Origin of the sequence: Mucilaginibacter sp., from assembly GCF_036568825.1 — a bacterium.
Lineage (GTDB): Bacteria > Bacteroidota > Bacteroidia > Sphingobacteriales > Sphingobacteriaceae > Mucilaginibacter.
In genome coordinates, this window is the sequence record NZ_DATCRU010000090.1 from 48,183 (window position 1) to 65,558 (window position 17,376).

Annotated in this window: 15 protein-coding genes; 9 read left to right on the plus strand and 6 right to left on the minus strand. The window is 43.6% G+C overall.

Annotated elements, in window-relative coordinates; translation table 11 throughout:
• The first annotated feature begins 6 nt into the window (after window positions 1-6).
• From VIM89_RS19775 to VIM89_RS19785, 3 genes are read left to right on the plus strand one after another with little or no spacing between them, the layout of a single operon-like run.
• Window positions 7-3,159, plus strand: a complete 3,153-nt coding sequence (locus tag VIM89_RS19775) for an efflux RND transporter permease subunit (RefSeq protein WP_488157913.1) — start codon at window positions 7-9, stop codon at window positions 3,157-3,159.
• Between the two features lie 17 nt (window positions 3,160-3,176).
• Window positions 3,177-4,607 (plus strand): efflux transporter outer membrane subunit, encoded by a 1,431-nt coding sequence (locus VIM89_RS19780; RefSeq protein ID WP_488157914.1) that lies wholly within the window; start codon window positions 3,177-3,179, stop codon window positions 4,605-4,607.
• A 28-nt stretch (window positions 4,608-4,635) separates the two neighbouring features.
• Entirely contained in the window at window positions 4,636-5,838 is a 1,203-nt protein-coding gene (locus tag VIM89_RS19785) for a PQQ-dependent sugar dehydrogenase (protein ID WP_488157915.1), read from the plus strand.
• Between the two features lie 128 nt (window positions 5,839-5,966).
• Here VIM89_RS19785 and VIM89_RS19790 read toward each other — a convergent pair whose 3' ends face one another.
• A complete protein-coding gene (locus tag VIM89_RS19790; RefSeq protein WP_488157916.1) occupies window positions 5,967-6,170 on the minus strand; it encodes a DUF2683 family protein in 204 nt (67 codons plus the stop codon).
• 193 nt (window positions 6,171-6,363) lie between these two features.
• A complete protein-coding gene (locus VIM89_RS19795; protein WP_488157917.1) occupies window positions 6,364-6,561 on the minus strand; it encodes a hypothetical protein in 198 nt (65 codons plus the stop codon).
• A 230-nt stretch (window positions 6,562-6,791) separates the two neighbouring features.
• On the opposite strand from VIM89_RS19795, the gene VIM89_RS19800 reads away from it, so the two are divergent.
• A complete protein-coding gene (locus tag VIM89_RS19800; protein ID WP_488157918.1) occupies window positions 6,792-7,400 on the plus strand; it encodes a super-infection exclusion protein B in 609 nt (202 codons plus the stop codon).
• 79 nt (window positions 7,401-7,479) lie between these two features.
• On the opposite strand, the gene VIM89_RS19805 is transcribed toward VIM89_RS19800, so the two are convergent.
• From VIM89_RS19805 to VIM89_RS19820, 4 genes are read right to left on the minus strand one after another with little or no spacing between them, the layout of a single operon-like run.
• On the minus strand, window positions 7,480-10,152 hold the full coding sequence (locus VIM89_RS19805) for a TonB-dependent receptor (protein WP_488157919.1): 2,673 nt from the start codon (window positions 10,150-10,152) through the stop codon (window positions 7,480-7,482).
• Between the two features lie 2 nt (window positions 10,153-10,154).
• Window positions 10,155-11,054 (minus strand): GLPGLI family protein, encoded by a 900-nt coding sequence (locus VIM89_RS19810; RefSeq protein WP_488157920.1) that lies wholly within the window; start codon window positions 11,052-11,054, stop codon window positions 10,155-10,157.
• 33 nt (window positions 11,055-11,087) lie between these two features.
• A complete protein-coding gene (locus tag VIM89_RS19815) occupies window positions 11,088-12,011 on the minus strand; it encodes a GLPGLI family protein (protein WP_488157921.1) in 924 nt (307 codons plus the stop codon).
• 31 nt (window positions 12,012-12,042) lie between these two features.
• Window positions 12,043-12,957, minus strand: coding sequence for a GLPGLI family protein (locus tag VIM89_RS19820; RefSeq protein ID WP_488157922.1), 915 nt, complete (start codon window positions 12,955-12,957; stop codon window positions 12,043-12,045).
• Window positions 12,958-13,149: 192 nt separating this feature from the next.
• On the opposite strand from VIM89_RS19820, the gene VIM89_RS19825 reads away from it, so the two are divergent.
• From VIM89_RS19825 to VIM89_RS19845, 5 genes are all read left to right on the plus strand, one after another.
• Window positions 13,150-14,403 carry a sensor histidine kinase gene (locus VIM89_RS19825; protein ID WP_488157923.1) on the plus strand — a complete coding sequence of 418 codons (1,254 nt, stop codon included), beginning with the start codon at window positions 13,150-13,152 and terminating at the stop codon, window positions 14,401-14,403.
• The gene (locus tag VIM89_RS19830) at window positions 14,400-15,098 is read left to right on the plus strand and encodes a LytR/AlgR family response regulator transcription factor (protein WP_488157924.1); all 699 of its coding nucleotides are present in this window, start codon (window positions 14,400-14,402) and stop codon (window positions 15,096-15,098) included. The genes VIM89_RS19825 and VIM89_RS19830 overlap by 4 nt, the downstream gene beginning before the upstream one ends.
• Before the next feature lie 287 nt (window positions 15,099-15,385).
• A complete protein-coding gene (locus tag VIM89_RS19835; RefSeq protein ID WP_488157925.1) occupies window positions 15,386-16,402 on the plus strand; it encodes a glycosyltransferase family 4 protein in 1,017 nt (338 codons plus the stop codon).
• An 83-nt stretch (window positions 16,403-16,485) separates the two neighbouring features.
• Window positions 16,486-16,971 carry a DUF421 domain-containing protein gene (locus VIM89_RS19840; RefSeq protein ID WP_488157926.1) on the plus strand — a complete coding sequence of 162 codons (486 nt, stop codon included), beginning with the start codon at window positions 16,486-16,488 and terminating at the stop codon, window positions 16,969-16,971.
• A gap of 87 nt (window positions 16,972-17,058) precedes the next feature.
• On the plus strand, window positions 17,059-17,217 hold the full coding sequence (locus tag VIM89_RS19845; protein WP_488157927.1) for a lmo0937 family membrane protein: 159 nt from the start codon (window positions 17,059-17,061) through the stop codon (window positions 17,215-17,217).
• Window positions 17,218-17,376: the final 159 nt, after the last annotated feature.

Genomic DNA, 17,376 nt, shown 5'->3' on the forward strand with positions numbered 1-17,376 from the left:
ATAAAAATGACCTTAAAAGTTTTTATTGAACGGCCCGTACTTTCTACCGTGATATCGGTGATCATTGTGATACTCGGTATCCTGGGCCTTATTTCGCTGCCGATCACGCAATATCCGGAAATAGCTCCGCCAACGGTGCAGGTTTCCACTTCCTATCCCGGCGCAAACGCTGATGTAGTACTAAATAGCGTTATCGTACCACTGGAAGAACAGATCAACGGTGTGGAGAACATGACCTACATGACTTCATCCGCAGGTAATGACGGCTCTGCAGGTATCACCATATTTTTCAAACAAGGCACTAACCCCGATCTGGCTGCCGTAAACGTGCAGAACCGCGTGTCGAGGGCAACGCCGCTGTTGCCTGCCGAAGTTACCAGGGCCGGCGTTAGTACAAGCAAACGTCAAAGCAGTATGGTGATGGTATTTTCTATCAACAGTACCAGTAAGGCATACGATGCCACCTTCCTTCAGAACTACGCCAACATCAACGTGATCCCAATGCTGAAACGGGTGAATGGCGTAGGTGATGTTACTGCATTTGGTACGCATGACTATTCTATGAGAATATGGCTGAAGCCGGATGCAATGGCTGCCTATAAACTGGTGCCGGATGATATCAATAACGCATTGGCCGAGCAGAATATTGAAGCTGCCCCGGGGAAGATAGGCGAGAACAGCGATCAGTCCTTTCAGTATGTTCTTAAATATAAGGGACGTCTTAAGACTCCTCAGGAATATGAAAACATCATCATCAAAGCAACGCCTGATGGCCAGCTTCTAAAATTAAAGGATGTGGCGCGTGTTGAACTGGGTTCATTGGATTATTCGGTTACTTCTACTACCGATAAAAAACCATCTATCGTGATCGCGGTATTTCAGACGGCAGGCTCCAACGCCCACGCGATGATCAAAGATTGCGAAAAGACCCTGGAAGAAGCTTCAAAAAGATTCCCTTCGGGTATCGAATACAATATGATCTTTACGGCCAACCAGTTTTTGGATGTATCGATCCATAAGGTAGTGGAAACATTGATCGAGGCCTTCATATTGGTTTCTATCGTTGTATTTATCTTTTTACAGGATTTACGATCCACCCTCATTCCGGCTATTGCAGTGCCGGTAGCTATTGTGGGTACGTTTTTCTTTTTGCAGTTGTTTGGATTCACTATTAACCTGCTCACCTTGTTCGCGCTTGTGCTCGCAATCGGTATCGTGGTGGACGATGCCATCGTGGTGGTAGAAGCGGTTCACGCAAAACTGGACCAGCATGTGCCTACTGCCAGGGCCGCAACATTGGATGCGATGAGTGAAATAAGCGGCGCAGTGGTATCCATTACACTGGTAATGGCGGCAGTGTTTATCCCGGTTACCTTTATTACAGGCTCGGTAGGTGTATTCTATAAGCAGTTTGGGTTAACGTTGGCCGTGGCTATTCTTATCTCGGCGTTGAACGCATTAACGCTCAGCCCGGCATTGTGTGCATTGCTTCTAAAACCTCACCATGAGAATAAGTTGCGTAAGGGTTTCCTTCAACGGTTTTACTCAGCCTTCAATGCTGCTTTTGAGGTTACGACAAAAAAATACAAACGGGCCGTCCTGTTCTTATCCCGCAGAAAGTGGATCGCCGTAGCAGCTGTGCTGGTTTTTATGGCCCTGTTTGCGTTTTTGCTCAAGGTTACGCCTTCCGGTTTTGTGCCTAATGAGGATCAAAGCTTTATTATGGCTGATATCAGCTTGCCCCCTGCTTCGTCACTGGAGCGCACGCAAGCAATCGCAGACCAGGTAGTGACGATATCCAAACAACAGCCTGAAATGAACTCTGTAGTAGAAATTGCAGGTTCCGGCATATTGAGCGGTGGCAACGGCGGTTCTTACGGTTCACTATTTATGAACCTGAAATCCTGGGAGCAGCGCCCGGGAGCTGACCATAGTGTTGATGCAGTCATTGGTCGGCTATTCGGTGCAACGTCGGGTATTAAAGGTGCCAACGTTTTCTTCATTGCCCCGCCTACTTTGGAGGGTTTCGGTAATACCAGCGGTTTTGAATTCCAGGTACAAGACCATACCGGTGGAGATATTGCGCATTTCAGCGAGGTTACCAATAACTTTTTGGCCGCATTGAGCAAACGTCCTGAAATACAATACGCCACCAGCTTCTTTAATATCAATTTCCCACAATACCAGGTGGATGTTAACGTAGCTAAATGTAAAGAATCTAACATTTCGCCAGCCACCGTGCTCAATACTTTACAGGGATATTTTGGCGGACTTTATGCTTCCAACTTCAATCAATTCGGTAAACAATACCGAGTGATGATACAAGCCGATGCAGCTTATCGCGGCACGGTTCAAAGCCTGGATAAGATATATGTGCGGAATGCTAATAATGTAATGGCTCCGGTTACTGAGTTTGTCACATTGAAGCGGGTATACGGTCCGGAGTTTATCAATCGATTTAACCTCTTTACATCCATAGCCGTTTCAGGGGCGCCAAAGCCGGGCTATAGTTCGGGCGATGCCATCAAGGCTATACAGGAGGTGGCTGCTAAAAATCTTCCTGTTGGATATGGATTTGAGTTTTCGGGATTAAGCAGGGAAGAATTATCCAGCGGCAACCAGACACTTTTAATATTTGTGTTGTGTCTTGTGTTTGTTTATTTCCTGTTGAGCGCCCAATATGAAAGTTATATCCTGCCGTTCGCAGTAATTTTATCACTGTCGATCGGACTTGCGGGAGCCTTCATTTTTGCGAATATTTTTGGGGTGCAGAACAACATTTACCTGCAGATCACATTGATCATGCTGATTGGTCTGTTAGCCAAGAATGCTATTTTGATCGTCGAGTTTGCGGTATCGAGAAGACGTTCGGGTGAGTCAATCGTTCAGGCAGCCATTGACGGTGCGCTTGCCCGTTTGAGGCCAATTTTGATGACTTCCTTTGCCTTCATTTTCGGCATCATGCCCCTGATGGTATCTACAGGCGCGGGTGCAGCCGGGAACAAATCAATCGGTACAGGTGCAGTTGGCGGTATGTTTATAGGCACCATTTTCGGCGTGTTTGTGATACCGGTTTTATTTATCATTTTCCAGAATATACAGGAACGGATAAGCCGGAAGCCTGCCGTGGTTGAACCAGCTACAGTCGATGTTGAATAACCATAGAAAGAATTTTAATGACGACAAATACATTGCATAAATATTCATTGAACAAAAGATTGACCCTGTTTACGCTGGCGACGGTAGTCCTTTGCTCATGCGTGACAAAAAAATACCAGCAACCGGGAATGGCGGTTCATGGAGAATTATACCGCTCGGCGAATACCACAGACAGCACCACGATTGCAACATTGCCTTATAGATCATTGTTTGCTGATACTATCCTACAGGGACTAATCACTGAGGGACTGAGAGAGAATCTAGATCTGAAAGTCGCCATGCAAAGGATGACTGAAGCACGGGAAAACCTCCAGCAAGCAAAAGCGGCATTGCTGCCCGATCTGAGTGCCAGTGCAACGGTTACGCGGTCTAAGCTATCGGCTGCATCTCAAAATCTTCCGCCTGAATTCATAAACGCTTATCCATTAACCACCACATCCTACCAGGCAAATCTGAGCACAAGCTGGGAGGCCGATATATGGGGTAAGTTAAGCAGCTCAAAAAGGAGTTACCTGGCAACGTTTTTGCAAAGTGACGCCGCAAAAAGGGTTATACAGACACAGCTTATTTCTGACATTGCTACCAATTACTATAAACTCCTTGCCTACGATGAGCAGCTAAGAATAACCGAGCAAACAGTAAAGAACAGGCGTGAAGACGTTTCGACGATCAAGGCCCTGAAAGAGAGTGGTGTTTCAAACGGTGCAGCAGTGGCACAAAGTGAAGCCAATCGTTCGTCAGCTGAGCTGTTGGTACCGGATATCAAACAAAACATCAGGGAAACAGAGAATACGTTGAGTTTACTTTTGGGACGTGTGCCGGGCGAGATCAGAAGAGGTTCGTTAATGGAACAACAACCTTATCAAAATCTTCAAACAGGGGTGCCTTCGCAATTAATGAGAAACAGGCCGGATGTTCAACAGGCTGAATTTGCCTTTCGTGCTGCATTTGAAAATGTGAATGTGGCGAAGACTTATTTCTACCCGCAATTAACGATAACAGCCCAGGGCGGTTTTTCCAACCTAACCATCAAAAACTTTTTTGACAATTCGATATTTTATAATATCATAGGAGGTTTGACTCAACCAATCTTCAATAAGCGTCAAAATAAAACAAGGCTGCATGTAGCGCAGGCGCAGCAGCAGGAAGCATTTTACGCTTATCAGAAAGCCTTGCTTAACGCGGGTTCGGAGGTTTCAAACAGCCTGTACAGTTATCAAACAGCGATTGAAAAACAGGGTACACGCAAAGATCAAATCGCATCGCTTGAGAAGGCGGTTGACTTTACTAAAGAACTGCTTCGGTATAGTTCGGCTACAAATTATACAGACGTGTTGACCTCGGAGCAGTCGTTGTTATCAGCGCAATTGGATGGCGTTAACGACCGTTTGCAGCAATTGCAGGCAATAGTCGATCTGTATAAAGCATTAGGCGGAGGCTGGCAATAAAAGATATTCATCTACCAAATACATTACTATGAAAAAACTATTTATTACAGGGGCGCTGGCGCTGTCATGCCTGATGTTTACGGTCTCTCAGTCCAAAGCACAGTCGTTGCCACCGGTTGAGACACAATCACCGACAGCAGATTATAAACCCGCCTTCCCCGGTCAAACAAGAGCTCCCGGCGCACAAACTAAAACTAAGCTTGATGTTAAGGTGATCAATCACGACCTCAAACAACCTTTTTCGTTACGCTGCATGCCTGATGGCCGCTTTATAGTGACTGAAAAAGGAGGTACGATGCGGATTTTAAAAGCTGACGGCAGCTTTGATAAAGAGATAAGCGGCTTACCGAAAGTTGCGGTTGGCGGTCAGGGTGGATTACTGGATGTGAATTTCGACTCTAAATTCACTCAAAACAGGACATTGTTCTGGACTTATTCTGAGGAGGTTCCCGAAGGTTTTCAATTGGCTGTTGCGAAAGGAACCTTGTCGGCTGATGGAAGCAAACTGGAAAATGTTAAAGTGATCTATCACGCAAAACCGGCTTATAAAGGCAATCTTCAGTTTGGTTCGCGGATTGTTTTTGATAAAGAAGGTAACCTGTTCGTTAGCACAGGCGAACATAGTGCGGATGAAATGCGCGTAAAAGCACAGGACCTGAGCACTGCCATCGGCAAAGTTCTGCATATCACCAGGGATGGCAAACCAGTTCCCGGCGGTCCGTTTGCACAAAAAGCAAATTCCTTACCCGAAATATATGCTTATGGCTTCAGGAATCCTGAAGGGATGACCATGAACCCGGCAACCGGGGAGCTGTTTGAATCAGAATTTGGTCCACGTGGGGGTGATGAGATCAATGTGATCCATCCCGGTAAAAATTATGGCTGGCCGGTTATCACTTACGGCATCGAATACAGGGGTGTGAAAGTTGGTGAAGGCATTCAGCAAAAAGAAGGCATGACCCAACCTATTTATTACTGGAACCCAAGTATATCGCCCTGTGGCATCACTTTTTACGAAGGCAACCTGATCCCCGAATGGAAAGGCAATTTGTTTGTTTGCTGTTTAAGCGGTCAGCATATCGCGCGCCTGATCTTGAAAGGTGACAAAGTTGTTGCCGAAGAGCGTTTGTTGAAAGACAAGAACGAACGCTGGCGCTCCCTTGCTACCGGCAAGGATGGTGCCTTTTATGGGGTGACGGATAATGGTAATTTGTATAGGATTGGGAAGTAAGTGGGCGATGTGTTATACGTTTTACGCGAGACGTTATACGTTAGCGGGTAAAACGTATAACTTTATAGAAGCCTTGTCACCGGATATTTGTATTGTAAGGAAATCTTTTTTTGCTTTGTCGGATACGATTACCTTAAATTTTCCCATACGGATTTACCGGGATCAAGCGTAGTAAATTTTCCTTCTTTAACTTGCTTTGTGCTTTCTTTTATTTGGGCAACAAAATCCGGATTATATGGGCTTGTTTCAACGCTTATTTTCCATGCTTTGGCGATGGCTTTCAATGCAGAAAGCTGCTCTTCGTTTTTGGGGTGCATGATCAATGTTTCCATAAAACAAATTTAATTAAAATAATACGGATTTGATTGGCAGTTTGCGGGCTGGTATCTCTTTAAGATAGGCTGGGTTTTTGACTTCAAGAATCTGGCAGTAAAATATCATTGGGCCGAAAAATTCTTCTACTGTTATTTGATTAGATTTTTTTTCGAAATGATTGCAAAAAGAGCTATTTAATCAACAACTATATTAGTCATCATCTTCTTCAATCGTTCCGGTGCCGCCGCATTTATTACACGTTACTTCAAATTCGTTATCACAATTTGGACACACTTCATGTTCCAATCCTGCAACGTCATCCAAAAGTCTTGCCACAGAATAACGTCCATCACATGTAGGGCAGTCAACCATACCGCTCCCATAACATTTATCGCATTCTACTTCCATGATGTATTTAATTAGTTTAACAATCAAATATAATAATAAAGAACAATTAACTTGCTGATTTATTGATATTTATATTTATTCGATAAAATTTAAAATAATTTGCAAAATTATGGACTATAACTTAAACCAATTAGCAAAGCAACTAAATCTTTATCGAAAAATCGGGAAGATATCGTTATTCTTGTATAAAGGATTTTAACGAACGTAGACGGTTTCCAAATAATTTGGTTATGGAAAAATTTTTAGAAAAGCTATTTGATTTAAAACGGATACCGACTAAATTACTTTTTGTAATCTGTTTAAGTTCCGGATTAATTCTTTTTGTACCTGAACGCTTTTTAGTTAAACTTAATCTCCAAGATTTTCTCAAGGATTATGGGAAATACATCGGTATTTCATTCATAGTAAGTTCAGCTTTTTTAGTAATTGCTCTTATAAGTTATGTTTTAAGTCAACTTAGTATTAAGACGCATAGAAAAAAAATACGGAAACGTATACTTAGAGACATTCAATATCTTGACATTCATGAAAAAGCTTTATTAAGGGAATTCTTTATCAATAAAAAGCAAACATTGCAAATGCCCATGGATAATGAAACTGTTATTGGCCTTTTAAATAAAGATATTATATATCAAGCATCTGGCACCGGTTTTACTCAGTTACGTAGTATCTATTTCTCCTATTCCTTAACAAAAATAGCTCGAGAAAATTTAACCCTTCAGCTAATCGATTTACCACAGAATCCTGCCGAAGAAGATATACGAAAAATTATCGAAAATAGGCCAGCTTGGGCAAAAGAAAAAACCAAATGGGATAACATGTATAATTCGGGATGGTAAACCTATATTAATTATGCATCAGTAAAATATTTTAAGATATCGAGCCATACAAGGTTATTGATAACCCTTGATAAGTGGCCTACAAATTAAACAACACCTTCAACAATAAAATCCTCCCCGGCAATTGGTAAGAATTGGCGGTTAGGGTATTGGCCGATAGATACAGCGCATTATAAGTTTTCACATTGAGAAAATTCACGGCGCTGAGCTCAAAATCTGTTTTCCATTTTTTGATCTTGAATTTGGCTGAGGCATCGGCAAAAAAGTATTTCAGATCAGGGTTTCCCCGCTGGCGGGTGAAGTAATGCTCGCCGGCTAATTTGAATTGCAGTTCGTCTGTTGGGTTATAGTACACCGAGGCCTGCTGCTGCAATTGATCGATGTGAAAAGCCGAAGCCTCCACTGTCGAATGACTTTCGGTTTGGATACCGGAAGCTTTGTAGCTGAAGTTTACGTGGTCGCTCACCTTGGTTTCGGCGCCAAACGTCAACGTTTCGGTGACTGTGTTAAAGGGCAACAGCGCATCGTTTTGTATCTGCACCGAGCGGTTGCTCTGCCATTGAATGCCAGCGCTAAAGGTAGTGCGCAATGCAAATGAGTATTTACTGACAGCGCTACTCAGCGCCCACGAATTGGTGCTGTTGGCATAAGGCAGCATCACACGTTCCTGTATATTGTTGGTAATGACACTCGATGCGATATTGTTAGCGCTGGTATGACTATAAAGTGCATTGATGCTGAAAAAGAACAACGTAAGCGCCTTTCGGTAATTGAACCCTGCCCCGGCCTGCTGACTTTGCTGCAAGGTCAGTTCGGGACTATTGGCATACAGCGAGCGGTAATCTTTCAGTATATCTCCCTGGTAAATATCTTCTATCGTACCAACCTGGTTCCGATAGCTGTACATCAGGTTCAGGTAATTTTCCAGACCAACCTGGTATTTCATCCTGAATTGCGGGTTAAAATACAGGCGGGTCAAACTCTTGTTCAGTGCATAAGTGGTATCTGAATAATTGATCTGCTGCAAAATGAGCGGCAGCGTCAAATTGGCCTTGAGCTTATCGCCTGGTATATCGTAGGCCAGTTCGGTATATACCTTCTTCTTCATCCAGTTAAGGCGATTAACCGCGCTATCTGATTCCAGGTTGATGCTGTTATTACTCTGAACAATGCCCAAATCAGATGTCAGTTTTTGCGATTGCACACTAAAACCGGCCCTGAAACTTTGCGTAACAACATTCCCCGGTATTTTAAACGAAAGATAGTTGTTGGTATACCAGGTAGGCACATTCACATTCTGCACCAGCTGCGAATAAGGCACACCATGGTTAAACAGCGAATCATTATAATTAGGGTATATAGCCCGATTCTCCGGTTCGGTAGTATGGCTAAAATAAGAATATACCTGGATGACGTTATTAGACTTGAAGGATTTGATCAGGTTAAACTCATTGGAAAAACTCGTCGCATTATCCTTCAAATTTTGTCCCACCATATTTCCATTGGTGTTGAGCGCCGAATTCCAGGCCGAGCGATTGCCGTCCAGCAAAAGGGCATCGTTCAGGTAATACTTGTCCTGGTTCACATTCAGGGTAAATTCAGCATGAAATATATCTGGTTTGTATTGGTTATGCTGCGTTTCTGTATAATGTACCGTATCTCCCGGCAGAAAAATAGTAGTTTGCTGGCTGTAATCCTGCTTTTGGGTATCGTGCAGGTAATAGGCATTCAGCCTTAGCTTGACTCCGTTTTTCAGGCTCACCAGGTTGTTCAGGTTTAAAATGCCTGATTGGTTAAACAGGTAGCGACTCTCGGCCAAAGCAGGCGTATTCACTGATCCGACAGAAAGCATCGTTGCCGGTATGTTGTTATCGATACGCTGCATGTAGTCGTTATAATTATGTGATGCCAAATCCTGTGTCAAATCGTAGCCGATATTGTTTCCATTCAGATAATTGATCGCTTTATATTTGTCCTTAAACATCATCGCGTTCAGTTCTGCATCATAGTTGCCCGGTAAGCCCGCACCAATGCTCTCCTGCCCTACCATCTGCAGTTTGGCGCCCTTTTTAATTTGCAGGTTCAGGGCCACATCGTCGCTCATCACTTTATTTTGCAGCGCTTTAATAGGCTGATCATTCTGGATCACCTGCACATTGCTAACCACACCTTGCGGGATCGTATTGGTAGCAATGCTGTATTTATCATCGAGCAGGTTATCGCCGCCAATATACACCGTACTGATGGGCTTGTTGTTATAGCTGATCGTTCCGTCAGCTGCTACCGTTATACCGGGCAGCTTTTTGATCACCTCGCCTATCGTCCTGTCCTGCGGATTGGCGAAATCGGATACTTTATAACTCAGCGTATCGCCATTTACACGCAATACCGGCCGGCTGCTTTTGATCACTACCGCCTGCAGCTGGTTGACGGAAGTTTGCAACACAAAATCAACAAGTGCTGTACCAACTATACTTTTGAGCTGATTTTTATAACCCATGCTCCGCACTTCTACCACAAGGCTATCTATGCTTTGTCCTTGCGGAAGCGTAAGGGTATAAGTTCCATTATCAGCTGTTGTAGTGTAAGTTACAATGGCATTGTTTGCTTTGTTTTTTAGTGTGACAGTGGCAAACGGAACGGCTTTACCCGTGCTGTCTTTAACCGTCCCGTGGATGTTTCCCTGGGCAAAACAGAACACAGAAAGTGCCATGCCGCATAGCAGCAGTATGAAAAATCTGATATGGTGCATGATTATTTTTCCGGTAACTCGATTGGGTTATTCATTATCGGCGGCGCCCCAACTTTCAGGTCGATATCAGGTTTGGGGCCGCCATTGTTTTGCGCAGTTGCCTTCATCGTTTGTACAAGCACATTTGGATCCTTATGCATGGCGTTCTGCAGCTTCGCCAGCTCTTTATCCGTGGTTTTAATGCCATTGGTCGGTACTTTAATGATGTTTGGGTCTGAGCCATCTGCATCATCATCCAGTGGGATAACTATTCTGCCATGACGGTCCTTGATAGGTTTTGATGCGCCCAACACAGCTTTTTCCACCCGATCGAATTTGAAAACTACTTCCTTTTTTGCATCATAAGCCTCGACAATGACACCGGGCAAGCCATTCAGTTTCCATGGACCGACTCGCACTGGCAGATCAGGGCAAAACCAGGCCGTGTAGTCGCGGCCTTTAAAATGGCAAGTTGCTTTCTGGCAATGCAGTTCGCCAAAGTCAGCCTTATCACTGGTAATGTGCCAGTTGATTACAGGCAAAACGTCATTGATAATGTACGGACTCATCATTACTTCTTTACGCACCAGCTTTTTGTAATTGATAAATTGGTAATACTCAGTGCCAGAGGCGGTAATATGATGATCTAACCTGATATTGCCATCGGCGGAATTATTGATCGCCTCCTGCATCTGTCTCCTGTATAGTTCGTTTTGCAACTGGCGGTCATAGCTTCTGTAACTGCTGGATGATTTTCCCACAAATAGTACCATATTTTCGGTATAAGAATGAGCCCGGTTGTTGGTGTCTTGCACATAGCTGAATTTATAGTGCACCAATATTTGTGCAGTATCCGGCTTTTGCCCGAAAGCAGTAAGAACTGGTAAGGTTAAAGCTATAATTATCATCAATTGTCTTTTCATGATTGCGATTCATTTGAATTTTGCCGATCCGATTTATTTTTTATCCGGCAATTCAATAGGATTATTAACCACTGCTTGTGGACCGAGCTTTATGTTTATCCGAACCGGATCTGTACCGGCGGGCCGGTTAGCGTTGTGCATAGCCACCTGTGACTGCACAAAAGCATCAGGGTCTTTACGCATAGCGACTTCTAATTTTGTAAATTCTTTATCGGTAGTTCTGATGGCTTTTTTGGGCAGCTGTATAATATTGGGATCGCCGCCGTTGTCCCCGCCTATGGTCACCATTCTTGGCCCTGGACCGTCAGTTTTTGGCCCGTCAAGCTTATCGCCCGGTGTAATGACTACTTTTTCTACACCATCGAACATAAACTGCACGTCCTTTTTGGCATCATATGCCTCAACAATCACCCCTGGCAGACCATTCAGTTTCCATGGCCCCACATGCAGCGGCATATCGGGGCAAAACCAGGCGGTATAATCCCTCCCTTTAAAATGCGCTGTCGCCTTCTGGCAATGTAAGCCGCCATAAGTAGCAGTATCGCTGCTTATTTTCCAGTCGATGGCGGGCATGGCATCGTCAATAAGATAAGTCTCCATCACCAGCGGCTCTTTTCTCACCAGCTTTTTTTCGTTAGGGAACTCGTAATATTCTGCGCCCGATCCTCTCCTGTTCCTGTGAATATTGACGTGACCGTCGGGCGAATTGGCCAATGCCACCTGCATTTCCTTTTTAAATTCGGCCTGCTCAAGCACATTGTCATAGCTTCTATAAGCGCTTGAATTCTTACCGATATACAGGCCCATGTTTTCGGTATAGGGGTGGTCGCGGTTAGTGGTATCACGTACATGGGTGAACTTATAATGTATCATTACCTGTGCGGTGTCAGTTTTTTGTGCAAATGCCGTTGCTGCAATAGTCATCAGCATTGTGCTTATTATTAGTTGCTTTTTCATTGTTGTGATCATTTGAATTTTATGTTTGGGTTCACTTTTTCTCAGGCAGTTCCATAGGATTGTTGATTACGGATCCTTTAGGAGCAGGACCAGCTTTGATCATGATGTGATCCATAGGCGCGTCTCCGCTTGCTCGATTACCGGCTTCTACAGCTTGCGCAAATGCCTGGGGGTTTTTTCTCATGCTCTCCTGCAATTTATCAAACTCCTTTTTCGTGGTTTTGATGGTTCTTGGCGGTGTCCCGATCAGATTCATGTCGTCATCCAGGTCGCGTATTATCGGCGGCATATCTTTTTCTGCAACCGCCGGGCCGGTTTTGGGTGGCGCAGGGACGGCTTTCTCCACCCCGTCAAATTGAAATACTACTTCGTTTTTCGCGTCGCGGGCATCTACGATCACACCCGGCAATCCGTTTAATTTCCACGGGCCGACCCGCACCGGCAGATCGGGGCAAAACCATGCCGTGTAATCTCTCCCCTTGAACCGACAGGTGGCTTTCTGGCAATGCAAACCACCAAAAGTTGCCGTATCGCCACTCGTCTTCCAGTCGATAGCGGGTATCTCGCCGTCGATAAAGTAATTATTCATGTATATCGGGTGTTCCGTAAACAATTTTTTCTCGTTTGGAAACTGATAGTATTCAATGTTTGAACCGACGCCATGCCTGTTTATCATGGGGTGCCCATCGGGGCTGGCGGCGACTGCTTCGGCCCAAGCCTTCTTAAACTGGGCTTTATATGCTACCCCGTCGTAACTCCGGTAAGCGCTTGACCTCTGGCCTATATATAGCACCATGTTTTCCGTATAAGGATGCTCCCGGTTTGCGGTGTCCCTTATCCAGGTAAACTTGTAGTGTACCAGCATCCGCGCCGTATCCGGTTTTTGAGCGAAAGCAACCTCGAAAGCCAATACAAGCAATGTGCATAGGGTTATCAATCTTTTCATGATAGTTGATTTTTAAGCAATAGTATTTCAAGTATCTCATTCCCTAAAAACTTTGGTATGAACTGCATTTTTGAGCAGATGAAACCGTGATATTTGTTATTTGGGATTTCAAAAAATGCAAGTTTATACCAGTATCGGCGAGGTTAGTCACATTAATTTTTGATGACATTACCAGTATTTTACCTTTGTTTTATGCTTAAGATCAAGAAGAAAGACTGGATAGAGATCGTGCTCCATATCGCGTTTTGGGCTGGGGTTTTTTATACACTGTTGTCATTTACCCAGCCGGATATCAAAATGCGCATCAATCATAACGGGTCGATCATCGAAGAAGATATCAGGCATACGATATCGTCGCATATATTCTGCACGCTGGGTTTCTTGATCGTGTTGTTTTATGGTAATATCTTTTGGTTATTTAAAAAAGCGCTTCGTTACAAAAATGTTATGGTCAAGGTGATTTTGCCTGTTGCCTGGTTCGGTTTCATATTCCTGGCGGATAATTATGTGGATGCCTTGCTGCCGGCGCAGAAACTCCAAGATGCCATGATAATGGCGCCGCCAAGTAAGGGAATGGATAGTATAAAGATCAAAATAAAGCCGGACCCGGATGAGAGGCCGTTTATAAGAGATACGAACATTGACCAGGTGCGGGTGTTAAAAGCGCGACCTGTTCCCGACATTTTTGTTAAAAGCGAAATCGCGCGCCAACAATCCAAAGCCTTTATATTTCAACAGGATGGGTTTTCGAATACGTTATTGTTCATTTTCATTATCGTGTTTGGTCTTTCAATCGCCTATTTCTTTTTAAAAGAGTGGTCAAGAGTAGAAAAGATGCGTTCAGAGCTGGCAGCGGTACAATTGGATACCGAGGTTAAATTCCTTAAGGCACAGGTGAACCCGCATTTTCTGTTCAATACGCTGAACAACCTGTTCTCGATGGCGCAGAAGAAAGGCAATGACGATCTGGCTGATGGTATCTCGAAGCTATCGGGGATGATGCGTTATATGATCTATGAAAGCAACGAGGAAAAAGTGCCATTAAAAAAAGAGATAGAATACCTGGAGGATTGTATCTTGCTCAATAAGTTGCGTTATGCAGACAAGGAAGCAATGGTTAAATTCGATTATCCATCCGAAACAGATGGTATTTTTATAGCGCCGATGTTATTTATCCCCTTTGTTGAGAACGCTTTTAAACATGGGGTAGTGATTGGGCAAAGTTCGGATATCGATATTTCACTATCAGTAAATAATAATGAATTATCTTTCACTTGTACGAATGCCGATCATAGCCATGTGCAGAAAATGAATGGCGACAGCAGCGGCGTCGGTTTGGAAAATGTAAAACGCCGCCTGGAATTATTATATCCCGGCAAACATCAGCTTCAGATAACAAAAGCTAATAATCAGTATAAAGTAAAACTCAAAATAAACCTGCAATGATCAGTTGTATCGCAATAGATGATGAACCGATGGCGCTCGAAGTGATCGAACGCTATTGTCAAAAGAGCGGTCTGACTGACCTTAAAGCTACCTTCCGCGAGCCAATAAAAGCCATTGAATACCTGAACCGCGAACACATCGACCTTGTTTTTTTGGATATCAACATGCCGGATGTTAATGGGATTCAATTGCTGCGAACGTTGCCTACCAAACCCATGGTGATATTTACCACGGCATATAGCAACTACGCCGTTGAAAGCTATGACCTGAATGCCATTGATTACCTGCTAAAACCCATCACTTTCGAGCGTTTCCTTGCGGCAGTAAACAAAGCACTCAATTTGAAAACTCTGAAAAATGGTTCTACAGCAAAAGATGATGACGATTCATCAATATTTGTAAAAAGCGGGCCACAAACTTACCAGGTAAAGCTAAGCGATATCTTATACCTGGAGAAAGACGGGAATTATATCACCATATGCCTGAAGGATAAAAATATCCTTGTTCGCGAAAATATGGGCGATATCTTCGACCTGGTACCTGCCGCAGATTTTGTAAGGGTGCATAAATCCTACGTGGTGGCTATCCGGCATATTACCATGATCGAAGTGCATCAGTTGGTCATAGGTCAGGCAAAAATACCTATTGGCAGCACTTATCGGGATGGATTGAAGATGAGGCTGGGTATTGGATAAATCGCCAATTAACGATTGCCTAATTATTTCTTGAAACACAAAAAATGGTGTCAAACTGAGTATAGTCAAAGTTCGGTGCGTGGGAAAACCGTCATCCCGAACTTGTTTCGGGAACCCCAGGACAAGTCCGCGCCATGCTGTATAATTGCATGCTGTACACTCAGCATGTGGGGTGCTGAAACAAGTTCAGCATGACATGTTTTTGTTATTCTAACGGGCACTCAAACCTAATTTCTTTTCCCGCGTTAGGTCTATCAAATGATCTTTAAAGTGGAAAGGATTTCTAAATGAGAGTTGCCATACTAGCCCCGGTAGCCTGGCGAACGCCACCGAGGCATTACGGCCCCTGGGAACAGGTTGCCAGTAATATTACTGAGGGGCTCATTGCTAAGGGGTTGGATATAACTTTATTCGCAACTGCAGATTCGATAACCGCAAGTAACCTCGATTCGGTAATCAAGCAAGGGTACGAAGAAGACCATTCGCAGGATGCCAAAGTGGTTGAGTGCCTTCATATCAGCAACCTGATGGAAAAAGCAGCTGATTTTGATATCATACACAACAATTTTGATTTTTTACCGCTCACCTATTCCGGGTTGATCAAAAAACCAATGGTTACCACTATTCATGGTTTTTCATCGCAAAAGATCATTCCTGTTTATCAGAAATATAACCGAACGTCATATTACGTTTCTATCAGTAATTCGGATAGAAGCCCGTTGCTTACTTACGCTGCGACTATTTACAATGGTTTAAAGGTCGATGATTTCGAGTTTCAAGACACCCCGCAAGATTACCTGCTTTATTTTGGACGGATTCATCATGATAAGGGAACTGCCGAGGCTATCGAAATTGCGACCAGGTCGAAAAAGAAATTGCTGATTGCCGGAATAGTACAGGACAGCAATTATTTCGAGCAGAAGGTAAAGCCGTTTTTAAATGATCAGATAGTTTACATCGGTGAAGCCGGTCCTGAAAAAAGGAATGAATTGATGAAAAATGCGCTGGCATTGCTTCATCCTATAAACTTTGATGAACCTTTTGGCCTGAGCGTGGCTGAAGCTATGCTTTGTGGTACGCCGGTGATTGCTTTTAACAGGGGGTCGATGAGTGAGTTAATCATTCATGAGAAGACTGGCTTTTTGGTGGATGACATCGGTCAGGCTGTTGAGACTGTACTTGACATTGGCAGGATTAATCGCCAGGAGTGTAGAGATTGGAGTGTAGAACAATTCTCACAGGAAAAGATGGTAAGTGAGTATATCAAACTTTACCACAAGATACTTACCAATCTGTCAACCTAAACAATACAGATAAAAAGATGGTTTTTATATCATAGCTCCGGAATATCCCGGAGCTTAATTGACTTTATTTTCAACTTTTCGCCATGGATATACTCATTAAAATTTTCGGGGAAGGAAAAGACCTTACTGCCTGGCAGATGAGCGCCCGGGGTATCGTCGTATTTATTATTGCTTTACTGCTCATCAGGATCTCCGGACGCCGCTCTTTCGGCATTAAGGCGCCCTTAGACAATATCATCGTCATTTTATTAGGTGCCGTACTAAGTCGCGGTGTAGTAGGTGCTTCTCCATTTGTGCCGGTCATTGTGGCGTGCTTTGCAATAGTTATTTTTCACCGGGGCGTAGGCTGGCTTATTGCAAATTCAAAAGTGTTTGCCAAACTTATAGAAAGCGATAAGATCATTCTTTATGAAAATGGAAAATATGTGCAGCAACATCTGAAAAGAGTACAGCTTACTGAAGAAGATGCGATGCAGGGCGTACGAAAATCGGCTTTGACGGAAGATCTCAATGAGATCAAACACATCTACATCGAACGCAACGGGGAAATAAGTGCCATCAAGAAATGAAAAAAGTGGAAACCAGATTAATTAAGCAATTGTTGATAATATAAACAAGTAGTTTAAAAATTTTTGTTAAACTAAAAACATCAGCTTATGAGATCATTATTGTATATCATCGCTGTAATACTCTTGATAGGGTGGGCGATCGGCTTATTTGCATACTCTGCAGGCGGAATAATCTATATCTTACTTGTCCTCGCAGTAATCAGTTTTCTTTTGGGTGTTATCCGTGGAGGGCCATCAGCCGTCTGAACTAAATAAGAAAGGCGGTGCAATTAGACTGCCCCCAAAAAGTTAGACACTATTTGGGGGCATTTTATGAGAAAGAACAAGAAGCATAATCCGGCATTTAAGCTGGATGTTATTAAAGAGTATCAATCCGGGGAGTCACTCAGCTCACTGGCAAAAAAA